This is a genomic window from Falsiroseomonas oryzae (assembly GCF_027856955.1).
GTDB classification, from domain to species: domain Bacteria; phylum Pseudomonadota; class Alphaproteobacteria; order Acetobacterales; family Acetobacteraceae; genus Falsiroseomonas; species Falsiroseomonas oryzae.
On sequence record NZ_JAPSMD010000142.1, the window covers coordinates 1 to 12,388 of the forward strand.

Consider the following 12,388-nt stretch of genomic DNA (forward strand, 5'->3'; position numbering starts at 1 on the left):
CGGTGCATGCGTGGCAGGTCGGCGGCAAGCTCGGCATCGGCCGCGTGGTCTGCCCGCCCGGCGCCGGCGTGGGCAGCACCTTCGGCATGCTGATGGCGCCCGCCCGCGTGGACCGCGTCGCCTCCTTCAACCAGCCCGTCGCGCAGGCGGACTGGGCCGAAGCCGCGCGCCTGCTCGCCGCGCTGGAGGCGGAGGCCGAGGCGGTGGTGCGCGCCAGCGGCGCCGACCTCGCGCAGCGCAGCGTCCGCAAGCTGGCCGACATGCGCTATGTCGGACAGGGCTCCGAGATCACGGTCGGCCTGCCGGACCCGCTCTCCGCGCAAGGCGTGCTGGACGCCTTCGAAGCCGCCTATCGCCGCCTGTTCGGCCGCACGCCGCCCGGCGCCGCGGCGCAGTTCGTCGCGCTGCGCCTGTCCATTGCCGCGCCCATGCCCGGCGCGGGATCGGCGCTGCGCCTGGAGACGCATGCCGCCGAGGCAGCCCTGAAGGGCCGTCGCCCCGTGCATTTCCCGGAGGCCGGCGGCGAGGTCGAGACCCCGGTCTATGACCGCTACGCCCTGCCGGCCGGCACGCGCCTCGACGGCCCCGCGGTGTTCGAGGAGAACGAGAGCACCTTCGTTGTCGGCCCGGACGCGCGGATCAGCGTGCTGCCCGACCTCTCCATCCTGGCCGAGCGCACGGCCTGAGGATGCCCGCCATGCAACCCACCCCCCGCCGCTTCGACGCGGTCGAGCTGGAACTGCTCTGGCGCCGCCTGATCTCGCTGGTGGACGAGGCAGCGGCGGCGCTCGTCCGCACCTCCTTCTCCACCCTGGTGCGGGAAAGCTACGACTTCTCCTGCATCGTCACCGACGCGCAGGGCCAGTCACTGGTGCAGGCGACGGAGAGCATCCCGAGCTTCATCGGCACCCTGCCGGAAACGGTGAAGCACTTCCTGCGCTTCTTTCCGGCCGAGGCCCTGGAGCCCGGCGACGTGCTGATCACCAACGACCTCTGGCTCGGCACCGGCCACCTGCCCGACATCACCGTCGCCAAGCCGATCTTCCGCGACGGCAGGCTGGTGGCCTTCAGCGCCTCCACCGCGCACGCGCCCGACATCGGCGGCAAGATCCGCAGCCCGGAGCCGCGCGAGGTGTTCGAGGAGGGGCTGCAGATCCCGCCCATGAAGCTGATGCGCGCCGGCCAGGCGGACGAGACGCTCATCGCGATCATCCGCAAGAACGTGCGCACGCCGGAGCAGACCATGGGCGACCTCTGGGCCCAGGTGGTCGCGCTGGATCTGATGGAGGAGCGGCTGAAGGTCCTGATGGACCAGGCCGGCCTCGATGACCTGTCCGACCTGGCACAGGAGGTGCAGGCGCGCTGCGAAACGGCGATGCGCGCCGCCATCAGCGCCCTGCCCGACGGCACCTACCGCAGCGAGCTGCAGACCGACGGGCTGATGGACAAGCCCGTCACCATCCGCATGGCGCTGACCATCACGGGCGACCGCATCCATGTGGACTATACCGGCACAGACCCGCAGGTGGACCGCGCGATCAACTGCGCGCTCTGCTACACCTATGCGATGACGATGTACGGGGTGAAGGTCTGCACCACGCCCACCCTGCCGAACAACGAGGGCGCCTGGCGGCCGATCTCCGTGACCGCGCCGGAGGGCTGCATCGTCAACCCCGTCTTCCCCGCCTCGGGCGGATCCCGCATGCTGATCGGGCACTACCTGCCGATGCTGGTCTTCGGCTGCCTCGGCCAGGTGGTGCCGGAGCGCGTGATGGCGGCCACCGGCTCGCCCATGTGGGGGATGAACCAGTCCGGCGTGAACGCCGCCGGCAAGCCCTACGCCAACATGTTCTTCTTCAACGGCGGCATGGGCGGCAACGTGCGCGGCGACGGCATCTCCTGCCTGTCCTGGCCCTCCAACGTCTCCTCCACCGCGGTGGAGATCAGCGAGCACATCGCGCCCATCCGCATCCACCACAAGCGCCTGCGCCCGGACAGCGGCGGGCCCGGCCGGCACCGCGGGGGCCTCGGCCAGGAGATCCTGATCGAGAGCCGGTCGGAGACGCCGATCGCCGTGTCCTTCCTGGCGGAGCGCACCATCTTTCCGGCTTTCGGTATCGAGGGCGGCCAGGCCGGTGCACCCGGAGTTCTGCGCATCAACGGCGAGAAGGTGGACCCCAAGCGGCAATACGTGCTGCGGCACGGGGAGACGGTGCTGCTCGCAACACCCGGCGGCGGCGGCCACGGCGACCCGGCGGAACGCGACCCGCGGGCGCTCGCGGCGGACCTGGCTTCCGGCCACGTCACCGATCCGGCACCCTACCGCAGATGAAAGCGCACGCGGCGCGAACCGCGGCGACGGGAAACGGGACGCCGTCACGAACAGGGAAGGATGGCAACCATGCAGCGACGTAGCCTCGCACTCCTGCCGATCGCCGCGGCGCTCGGCGCCCTGCCCCGCGCCTCGCGCGCGCAACCCGCGCCCTTCCCGAACCGTCCGGTGCGCATCGTGGTGCCCTTCGCGGCTGGCGGCACGGCGGATGTGCTGGCCCGGCTGGTGGGCGAGCGCCTGGCCGCGAAGTGGAACCAGCAGGTCATCGTGGACAACCGGCCCGGCGCCGGCGGCAACATCGGTGCGGAGCAGGTCGCCCGCGCGCCCGGCGACGGCCACACGCTGCTGCTCGGCACCATCGGCATCCACGCCGCGAGTTCGATCTACGCCCGCCTGCCCTACAACCCGGACACCGACCTGGCGCCGGTCACCGTCCTGGCGGAGATGCCGAACGCGATCATCGTGCATCCCGCCGTCCCCGCCCGCACGCTGCAGGAGCTGATCGCGCTGGCCCGGCAGCGACCCGGCGCGCTGAGCTTCGGCTCGGCGGGCAGCGGCAGTTCCACGCACATGGCGGGCGAGCTCTTCATGCAGGTCGCCGGGGTGCAGATGACGCATGTGCCCTACCGCGGCAGTTCCGCCGCGCTGAACGACCTCGTCGCCGGCAGCATCCAGGTGATGTTCGAGAACGTGCCCACCGTGCCGCCGCTGGCCCAGGCCAACAGCGTGCGCGCGCTGGCCGTGACCTCGGCCGAACCCGTCGCAGCGCTGCCGGGTGTTCCGCCCGCCATCGAGGCCGGCCTGCCGGGCTATGTGGCGACCGCCTGGATGACGCTCGCCGCACCGGCCACGGTGCCTGCGCCGCTGCTCCAGCGCCTGAATGCCGACACTGTCGCGGTGCTGAACGAGCCCGCCATGCAGGACCGTCTCGCGCAGCTCGGCGCCCTCAAGCGCGGCTTCTCCATAGAGGAGAGCCGGCGCTTCTTCGCCGAGGAGACGCGGAAATGGACCCGCGTCATCCAGACCGCCAACATCCGGGTGAACTGAGCGGATGCGCGACACGCCGCGGGGCTTCGACCCCGTCCTGCTCGAACTGCTCTGGACCCGCCTCGCCTCCGCCGTGGACGAGGCGGCCGCGGCGCTGCTGCGCACCTCCTTCTCCACCATCGTGCGCGAATCGCACGACTTCGCCTGCGTCCTGGCCGATGCGGCGGGCCGGTCGCTGGTGCAGGCGACGGACGGCGTGCCATCCTTTCTCTGCACGGTGCCGCGCACCATCCGCCACTTCCTGGACGAATACCCGGCGGAGACGCTGGCACCGGGCGACGTACTGCTGACCAACGACATCTGGATGGGCACCGGCCACCTGCCCGACATCACCGTGGCGCGCCCCGTCTTCCGCCGCGGGCGACTCGTGGCCTTCGCCGGCTCCGCCGCGCATGCGCCCGACATCGGCGGGCGCATCCGCACCGCGGAATCGCGCGAGGTCTTCGAGGAAGGCTTGCAGATCCCGCCGATCAGGGCGGTGCGCGGCGGCGTGCTGGACGACACCTTCGCCCGCATGCTGCGCAAGAACACCCGCGTGCCGGACCAGGTGATGGGCGACCTCTTCGCCCAGTTCACCGCGCTGGAGCTGATGGAGCGCCGGCTGCTGACATTGATGGACGAGTACGGCCTGGACGACCTGGGCGCGCTTGCCGCGGAGATCCAGGCGCGGTCGGAACGCGCGATGCGCGCCGCCATCCGCGCGGTGCCGGACGGTATTTACCGCGCCGAGGTGCTGACCGACGGGCTGGCGGAGCCGATCCGCCTGGTGCTCGCGCTGCACAAGCGGGGCGACGACATCGTCGCCGACTACACCGGCACGGACCCGCAGGTGCCGCGCGGGATCAATGTCTGCCTCTCCTACACCTTCGCCTACACCGCCTTCGCGCTGAAGGCGGCGCTCTGCCCCGAGGTGCCGAACAACGAAGGCGCCTTCCGGCCCATCACGGTGCAGGCGCCGCAGGGCTGCATCCTCAACTCCACCCCGCCCGCGGCCGGCGCCAACCGCGCGCTGACCGGCCATTTCCTTCCGCCGCTGATCCTCTCGGCGCTTGCGCAGGCCATTCCGGATCGCGTCATCGCCGGCGTCGGCTCCCCGCTCTGGAGTCTCAACTTCGCCGGCCAGCGCGAGGATGGCAGCACCATCGCGAACCACTTCTTCATGAACGGCGGCTATGGCGCCTCCGCCACGCGCGATGGCCCGAACGTGCTCTCTTGGCCCAGCAACGTCTCGGCCGCACCAGTCGAGATGATCGAGCAGCACAACCCGTTCCGCGTGCGGCACCGGCGGCTTCGCGTGGGCACAGGTGGTCGGGGCCGCCATCGTGGCGGTACCGGGCAGGAATGGCTGTTCGAGAACCGCGGCAGCCGCCCGGTCGCCGTCACCTTCATGGCGGAGCGCACGCGCGTGGAAGCCGCGGCCCCTGGCCTCGCGGGCGGCGAGCCCGGCGTGCCGGGCGCGGTGCTGATCAACGGCGCGCCGGTGGACCCCAAGCGGCAGCACATCCTGGAACCGGGGGACACGGTGGAACTCCGCACTCCTGGCGGCGGCGGCTTCGGCCCGCCGCAGGAGCGCAGCCGGGACGCGATGGCCGCCGACATCGAGGATGGCCTCGTCGCATGACCGCGACGCATCTCGCACTCGCCGTGGACATCGGCGGCACCTTCACCGACGTGGTCGTGCTGGACCAGGAGACCGGTCGCTTCCACGCCCACAAGGAACTGACCACGCCCGACAACCCGGCGCGCGGCGTGGTCTCCGGCATCGCGCGACTCTTCGCGCGCGAAGGACTGGCCTATGCCGCCGTCGGGCGCGTCGTGCATGCCACCACGCTCTTCACCAACGCGCTGATCGAGCGGCGCGGCGCGCGCACGGGCCTCATCACCACCGCCGGCTTCCGCGACACGCTGGAGATCGGGCACGAACGCAAATACGAGCTCTACGACCTGCACCTGCCGCTGCCCGAGCCCCTGGTCCGCCGCAGCCTGCGGCAGGAAGCCGTGGAGCGCATGGGCCCCGACGGCAGCGCGGACGTGCCGCTCGATGCGGCCAGCCTGCAGGACGCGGCGGCGCGCCTCGTGGCGCAGGGCATCGAGTCCCTCGCCGTCGTCTTCCTGCACGCCTACGCGAACCCCGCGCACGAACAGCAGGCCGCGCGCATCCTGGCGCAGCGGCATCCCGGCCTGCCCGTCTCGCTCTCAAGCGAGGTGGCGCCGCAGATCCGCGAATACGACCGCACCTCCACCACCGTCGCGAATGCCTACATCAAGCCGCTGGCGGACGCCTATCTGGGCCGCCTCTCGGCCGATCTGCGCGATCTCGGCCTGCATGCGCCGCTGTTCATGATGCTGTCCAACGGCGGGCTGACACATCTGGACGAGGCCCGCCGGGTCCCGGTGCAGTTGCTGGAAAGCGGGCCTGCCGCAGGCGCACTGGCCGCAGCTGTCTTCGGCGCGCGTTCCGGACTCCGCGACCTGCTGGCCTTCGACATGGGCGGCACCACCGCGAAGCTGTGCGTCGTGCAGGATGGCGAGCCGCTGATCGCGCACCGCTTCGAGGCCGGGCGCGAGCGGCGCTTCACCCGAGGCAGCGGCCTGCCACTCGCCATCTCCACCGTGGAGCTGATCGAGATCGGCGCCGGCGGCGGCAGCATCGCGCGGCTCGATGCCCTCGGCCTGCTCAAGGTCGGGCCGCGCAGTGCCGGGTCCGAGCCCGGCCCGGCCTGCTACGCCCGTGGCGGCTCAGCGCCCACCGTCACCGATGCCAACCTCCTGCTCGGCCTGCTGGACGCGGAAGGCTTCGCGGGCGGGACGATGCGGCTGGACGCCGGCGCGGCCGAGCGCGCCGTCGGCGATCTGGCCGGGGCCGGCGGGCTCGCCACGGCTGCCGCCGCGTCCGGCATCCACGCGGTGGTGAACGAGACCATGGCCGCCGCTGCCCGGGTGCATGTCGCCGAGCATGGCCGCGACGCGCGCGACTTCGCTCTGCTCGTCACGGGCGGCGGCGGCCCGCTGCATGGCTGCGAGGTCGCGCGCCGGCTCGGCATCCGCCGCATCGTCTGCCCGCCGGCGGCGGGCGTCGCCTCCGCGCTGGGGATGCTGCTGGCACCCGCTCGGGTGGACCGCGTCGCCACGCTGGCGCGGCCCCTCGACCGGATCGCGCCGGAGGCCCTGGAAGCCGCCTTCCGCCGGCTGGAGGAGGAAGCCGGCGCGGTGGTTGCGGCGACGGTCGGGAAGGACGCCCCGCGCGAGGCGCACCGCAGTGCCGACATGCGCTTCGCCGGCCAGGGCTACGAGATCGTCGCCGCGCTGCCGCCCGGCCCCTTCGGCGCCGACGCGCACGCCGTGCTGCGCGAAGGCTTCCTCGCGGCCTATGACGGCATCTTCTCGCGGCGGCCGCCGGTGCACGGCATCGAGGTGGTGAACATCCGCGTCTCCGTCAGCGCCGCGCCGCCGGGACACGCCCTGGCGCCCGAAGTCGAGCCCCGGCCCGCGGCAGCGACCGAGCGCCGGTTGCGCCTGGAGGGGTCGCTGGCGAGCGTGCCGGTGTTCCAGCGCCGCAGCCTCGCGCCCGGCATGCGCCTCGACGGGCCGGCACTGGTGGAGGACGGGATGTCCACGCTGGTCCTGCCATCCGGCGCCAGGGCCGAGATGGAGGCCGGCGGCAACCTCGTCGTCACGCTCCCCGAGTTCGCGCCCGCACCCCTGGCGCCGGAGCACGCGGCATGACGCACGGGCGCATGCGCCTTGCGGTCGAGGGCGGCATCGCCCGCCTCACCTTCGATCATCCGCGCAGGCTGAATGCCATCACCGCCGCGATGTGGCGAGAGCTTGCCGAGATGCTGGAGCGCATCGAGCAGGACCCGGCCGCCCGCGTGCTTCTGCTGGATGGCGCGGGCGAGCGCGCCTTCTGCACGGGCAACGACATCAGCGAGTTCGAGACGCTGCGATCCGACCCCGAGGCCGCTGCCCGATACAACGAGCTGCAGCACGTCGTTGCCGACCGGATGCGCGGCCTGACGAAGCCCGCCATCGCCGCGATCCACGGCCATTGCCTCGGCGCGGGGCTGGAGATCGCGCTGCTCTGCGACCTCAGGCTCTGCAGCGCCGAGGCGAGCATGGGCGTGCCGGCGGTGAAGCTCGGCCTGCCCTACCGGGCCGAGGACATCATCAAGCTGCTGGACGTGGTGGGCGAGGCTGCGGCGCGGGAAATGGTGCTGCTGGGCCGCCGCCATGGCGGCGCGGACATCCTGCGCCTCGGCCTGGTGCATCGGCTGTTGCCCGACCAGGCGTCGCTGCGTGCGGAAGCGGAGGCGATGGCCGCCGAGCTGGCGCGGAACGCCCCGCTGAGCCTGGCCGCGGCGAAGGTCGCCTTCCGGGAGCTGGCCCGGCGCGATGGGCCGCCCGATCTCCGGCTTGCCCAGGCCTGGGCCGACCGCTGCTACGCCAGCGCGGACTACGCGGAAGGTCGGCGGGCGAAGATGGAGAAGCGCGCGCCGGACTTCACCGGCCGATAGGCGCGCCGCAGCCTGCGGACGCGGCAGCATCGTCATCCAGGTCGGCTCCCGCCGGGAAGGCGGGTCCGATGGACCCGAACGCGGTTTACGTTCGCATAAGGGAACAAGCGTTAGGCTGGGGCCCACGCTCGTCCCCTTGGCAGGCGTGCCTTCCGGGTTGCCGCCTTGTTCCCCACCCGCACCGACCCTGACCACCCTGGTCCCGGCCAGCTTCCGCCGCACGACGCGCTCACGCCACGCCTGCTCGCGGCGCCGCTGCAGGCCGCGCTGAGGCCGCAGCGCGGCAGCGCGCTGCTGGCCCTGCTGCTCGCGACATTGCTGGTGACGCTGCTGGCGCTCGCCCTGCCGATCATGCTGCTGCAGGTCTACGACCGCATCCTGCCGCAGGCCGCCACCGGCACGCTGTCGCTGCTGGCGCTGGCGGTCGGCGTGGCGGTCCTGCTCGAATTCGCCCTGCGGGTCGTCCGGGCCGAAGTGCTCGCGCGCCTGGCCGCGGCGGCAGAGGCTCGTGCCCAAGCCCAGGCCATGGCGCGCATCGCCGGCACGTCCACCGCCGCCTTCGACGCGCACGGCAATGGCTGGTACTCGGAGCGCCTGGCCGCGATCGGCACGCTGCGCGAGGCCTGGTCCGGCCCCGCCCTGCAGGCCATCCTCGACCTGCCCTTCGCAGGGCTGTACCTGCTCGCCATCGCGCTGATCGCAGGGCAGCTTGCCCTGGCGCCCGCGGTGCTGCTGGTCGGGGTCCTGCTGGTTGGCTGGGTGGCGGGCCGGCGCGTGCGGCGCCGGGCCGAGCGCCTGGCCGCCGCCGAGGAGCGTCGCTTCAACTTCCTCTTCGACGTCCTCCAGGGCCTGAACACGCTGAAGCTTCTCGGCGCCGAACCGCTGCTCGAGCGGCGTTACGAGCGGCTGCAGGGCACCACGGCCGAACTGCGGCGCGAGCTGACGGGCGCCTTGGCGGCGGCGCAGGAAGGCGGCCTGCTGTTCGCCCATCTCGCCACCATCGGCACCGCCGCCTGGGGCTGCCTGATGGTCCTGGATGGGCAGCTCACCGTCGGCGGCCTCAGCGCCTGCGTCATGCTGGCCGGACGCTCGATGCAGCCGCTGCTCGGCGGCATCGCGCTCTGGGTACGTTGGCAGACGCTCGCGGATGCAAGGCGGCGGGTTGCCGAGCTGGAGTTGCTGCCTCAGGAAGCGCGCCCTGGGCTGCCACCCCTGCGCGTCCACGCAGGCGCCATAAGCCTGAGCGGCATCCGTTTCGGCCCGCTGCTCGGCGGCGGCCATCTGTTCGACAGCCTGTCGCTGGACGTCGCGGCCGGCGAGTTCCTCGGCATCACCGGCCCGAACGGCAGCGGCCGGTCGGCGCTGCTGCGGCTGATCGCCGGGGAGCTGCAGCCGGAAGCCGGCACCGTTCGGGTGGATGGGCAGGATCTGGCGCGGCACGACCATCTGGCCGCGCGCCGCGCCATTGCGCTGGTGCCGCCGGATCCCGCGCTGGTCGCCGGGACCCTGCTCGAGAACCTGACGCTGGACGAGCCGGGCCTGGAACTGCCCGCCATGGAGCTTGCCACGGCGCTGGGCCTGGACAGCGTGGCGGCCGCGCTGCCCGGCGGCTGGCACACGCCCGTCGGCGCCGGCGGCATGCCGCTGCCGCGCGGCGTGATCCAGCGCATCGGCCTGGTGCGCGCCCTGGCGTGCCGCCCGCGCATCCTGTTGCTGGACGACGTCACCTCGCAGCTCGACGCCGATGGCGATGCGCGGCTCGGCCGGCTGCTCGCGCAGCTGCGCGGCGGCGTGACGATCCTGCTGGTCAGCCATCGCCCGTCCGCCCTGTCGCGCGCGGACCGCGTGCTGCGCATCGCCAACGCCCGGCTGGAGCCGGCGGCATGAACGCCTTCGTCCAGCCGCAGCTTGCCGAGCCGGCAGCCGGCTCGGCCCGCCGGCCGCCAGGGCTGATCCATGTCGCGCATCCGCTCGGCCTCGAGGAGACGGACCTGACGCGCTGCCTCGCCGCGCTGCTCGGGCTGCTCGGCTGGCAGGGCGGGCCCGAGGAGATCCTCGCCGCCCTGCCGCATGCCGTGGCGCGGCCGGACCTCACCGACATCCGCAACGCGCTGGCGCGGCTTGGCCATCCCACCCGACCGCAGCGTCTGCGCGCCGGCACGCTCGACCTGCGCTGCCTGCCCGCCCTGCTGCTGCGCCGCGGCCAGCCTGCCGTCATCCTCTACCGCGGCGCCGCCGGCGACCTGCTGCTGTTCGACGGCGCCAGCGGGCTGACACGCGCCGCCCAATCCCGAAGCCTGGCCGGCACGCTCTACGTCCCGGTGCCGCCGGATCCGCCACGCCCGCGCGAGAGCTGGGTCGGCGCTGTCGCACGGCGGTTCGCGCCAGCCCTTCCGCTGCTCCTCGGCCTCTCCACGCTCGTCACGCTGCTCGGGCTCGCGGTGCCCATCTTCACCATGCTGGTCTTCGATATCGTCGTGACCGGGCGGCAGGTCGACGCGCTGGGCATGCTGCTGGCCGGCGTGCTGCTCGCGGTGGTGGGCGAGGTCGGCGTCCGCGCGCTGCGGCAGCGGGCGCTGGCGCGCATCGGGGAACGTCTGGACCGGCTCGTACCGGACGCCATCTTCGGCCAGCTGCTGGCGCTGCCGGCCGCGCTGGTGGAGCGTGCCGGCACGGCGGCGCAGGTGTCCCGCCTGCGGGATTTCGCCGGCATCCGGGAAATGCTGACCGGCGCCTTCGCGCTGGCGGTGCTGGACCTGCCATTCACGCTGCTGGTGCTGGCGCTGCTTCTCGCGCTCGGCGGATGGATCGCGGCGGTGCCCGTGCTGGCCGCGCTGGCCTTCGCGCTGCTGTTCCTGGCCACGCGCGGTGCCGCGCAGCGGGCGATCAATGCCGCGTCGCAGGCTGGCCAGGCCCGGGAGGTCCTGGCCATCGAGCTGCTCGAGGCGCACCGGACGCTCCGGCTTGCAGGCGCATCGGAACGCTGGGTCGCGGGCTATGCCGGCGCGGCTGCGGCGGCGGCGCTGGCCTCCGCCCGCGCCGGCGCGCTGAATGCGCGCATCACCTCGGCTGCGCAGGCGATCGTGTCGCTCTCCGGTCTCGCCGCGATCTCGATGGGCGTCGGCGCCGTGCTGGCTGAGGCGATGTCGCCGGGCGCGCTGATCGCGGGGATGATGCTCATCTGGCGGGTGCTCACGCCGATGCAGGGCGCCTTCCTGATGCTCTCCCGCTGGGAACAGACGCGCGCCTCCATCCGCCAGGTGGACGGGATGATGGCGCTGGAGACCGAACGCCCGGCCCGGCAGCGCGCATTGATGGCGGAGCCAGCGCATGGCGGCGTGGTGTTCCACCGCGTCGCCCTTCGCTACCTGTCCCAGGCGGAACCGGTGCTGGCCGGCACCAGCTTCGTGATCCGCCCTGGCGAGGTCGTGGCCGTGACCGGCGGGGACGGGGCAGGCAAGTCGTCGCTGCTCAAGCTCGTGGCCGGGCTCTACCGGCCGCAGGCCGGCGTCGTGCGCGTCGGCGGCCATGACGTGCGCGCCTATGATCCGGCGGTGCTGCGCCGCGCCGTGGCCTATGTGCCGCAGACCCCTCAGATGCTCTATGGCACCATCGCGCAGAACCTGCGCCTGGCCGCGCCGGATGCGACCGAGGACGCGCTGCGGCGCGCCTGCGCGGAGGCGCATGCGCTCGCGGCCATAGAAGCCCTGCCGCACGGCCTGGAGACGCGGCTCGGCGACAATGCCGGCGGCAATCTGCCGCGCAGCCTGCTGGTGCGGCTGTGCCTGGCGCGCGCCCTGCTGCGCGACGCGCCGGTGCTGCTGCTGGACGAGCCGGTGGCCGGCCTCGACGAGACGGCGGCCGCTGCCTTTGCCGCCGTCATTGGCGCGCGACGCGGCCGCGCCACCATCCTGATGGCGACCCACCGGCCCAGCCACATGCGACTTGCCGACCGCGTGCTGCGCATCGCCGACGCAACGGTGGAAGAGGTGCCGCCGCCCGGCGCCGCGCCATCCGCCGCGCCGCTCCGCCTGCCCGTGTTCAAGCACGCCGGACGCCCGACATGAGCCGCATCCTCGCCCTGCCCGAACCCACCCGCGCGCCGCGGCCGGACCGCCACATCCTCGCCCTGGAGGAGGTGCGGCTGACGGGGGCGGAGCGCGCGACCATCCTCGGCACCGCGGCGCTGGTCGCCGCCTTCCTCGTCTGGGCGGGCCTGACGCGCCTGCCGGAGATCGCCGTCGCGCCGGGCCAGGTCGAGACATCCGTGGCGGCCGCGCCGGCGCAGCATCTCGAGGGCGGCATCGTCGAGGCGGTTCTCGTGCGCGAAGGCGACGTCGTGACGGAAGGTCAGCCGCTGCTGCGCCTGCAGGATGCCGCGCCGCGCGCTGAGCTCGGCCAGATGCGCGTGCGCCTGACCGCGCTGCGCCTGCAGGCCGAACGGCTGGCGGCGTTGGCAGCCGGCGGCGCGCTGCCGCCGGCCGCGCCGGGGTTC

At 73.3% G+C, this 12,388-nt stretch carries 7 protein-coding genes and 2 pseudogenes; all 9 read left to right on the forward strand.

Annotated features, from left to right (window positions below):
- Nucleotides 1-686: pseudogene (locus OZN99_RS15035) on the forward strand (hypothetical protein); the annotation flags it as partial.
- 11 nt (nucleotides 687-697) lie between these two features.
- The gene (locus tag OZN99_RS15040) at nucleotides 698-2,332 is read left to right on the forward strand and encodes a hydantoinase B/oxoprolinase family protein (RefSeq protein ID WP_270936062.1); all 1,635 of its coding nucleotides are present in this window, start codon (nucleotides 698-700) and stop codon (nucleotides 2,330-2,332) included.
- 69 nt (nucleotides 2,333-2,401) lie between these two features.
- On the forward strand, nucleotides 2,402-3,379 hold the full coding sequence (locus OZN99_RS15045; RefSeq protein WP_270936063.1) for a Bug family tripartite tricarboxylate transporter substrate binding protein: 978 nt from the start codon (nucleotides 2,402-2,404) through the stop codon (nucleotides 3,377-3,379).
- Between the two features lie 4 nt (nucleotides 3,380-3,383).
- Complete coding sequence (locus OZN99_RS15050) at nucleotides 3,384-5,000, forward strand: hydantoinase B/oxoprolinase family protein (protein ID WP_270936064.1); 1,617 nt, start codon at nucleotides 3,384-3,386, stop codon at nucleotides 4,998-5,000.
- Nucleotides 4,997-7,105 (forward strand): hydantoinase/oxoprolinase family protein, encoded by a 2,109-nt coding sequence (locus OZN99_RS15055; protein WP_270936065.1) that lies wholly within the window; start codon nucleotides 4,997-4,999, stop codon nucleotides 7,103-7,105. Before OZN99_RS15050 ends, OZN99_RS15055 begins: the two co-directional genes overlap by 4 nt.
- A complete protein-coding gene (locus tag OZN99_RS15060; RefSeq protein ID WP_270936066.1) occupies nucleotides 7,102-7,893 on the forward strand; it encodes an enoyl-CoA hydratase-related protein in 792 nt (263 codons plus the stop codon). Before OZN99_RS15055 ends, OZN99_RS15060 begins: the two co-directional genes overlap by 4 nt.
- Nucleotides 7,894-8,058: 165 nt before the next feature.
- Nucleotides 8,059-9,780, forward strand: a complete 1,722-nt coding sequence (locus tag OZN99_RS15065) for an ATP-binding cassette domain-containing protein (RefSeq protein ID WP_270936067.1) — start codon at nucleotides 8,059-8,061, stop codon at nucleotides 9,778-9,780.
- Complete coding sequence (locus OZN99_RS15070) at nucleotides 9,777-11,960, forward strand: peptidase domain-containing ABC transporter (RefSeq protein ID WP_270936068.1); 2,184 nt, start codon at nucleotides 9,777-9,779, stop codon at nucleotides 11,958-11,960. Before OZN99_RS15065 ends, OZN99_RS15070 begins: the two co-directional genes overlap by 4 nt.
- Nucleotides 11,957-12,388: pseudogene (locus tag OZN99_RS15075) on the forward strand (hypothetical protein); the annotation flags it as partial. The gene OZN99_RS15070 and the pseudogene OZN99_RS15075, both read left to right, overlap by 4 nt.

Bases quoted from the DNA above. Each gene is read 5' to 3' on its own strand.
- OZN99_RS15040 (WP_270936062.1), top strand. From the start codon at position 698: ATGCAACCCACCCCCCGCCGCTTCGACGCGGTCGAGCTGGAACTGCTC.
- OZN99_RS15045 (WP_270936063.1), top strand. From the start codon at position 2,402: ATGCAGCGACGTAGCCTCGCACTCCTGCCGATCGCCGCGGCGCTCGGC.
- OZN99_RS15050 (WP_270936064.1), top strand. From the start codon at position 3,384: ATGCGCGACACGCCGCGGGGCTTCGACCCCGTCCTGCTCGAACTGCTC.
- OZN99_RS15055 (WP_270936065.1), top strand. From the start codon at position 4,997: ATGACCGCGACGCATCTCGCACTCGCCGTGGACATCGGCGGCACCTTC.
- OZN99_RS15060 (WP_270936066.1), top strand. From the start codon at position 7,102: ATGACGCACGGGCGCATGCGCCTTGCGGTCGAGGGCGGCATCGCCCGC.
- OZN99_RS15070 (WP_270936068.1), top strand. From the start codon at position 9,777: ATGAACGCCTTCGTCCAGCCGCAGCTTGCCGAGCCGGCAGCCGGCTCG.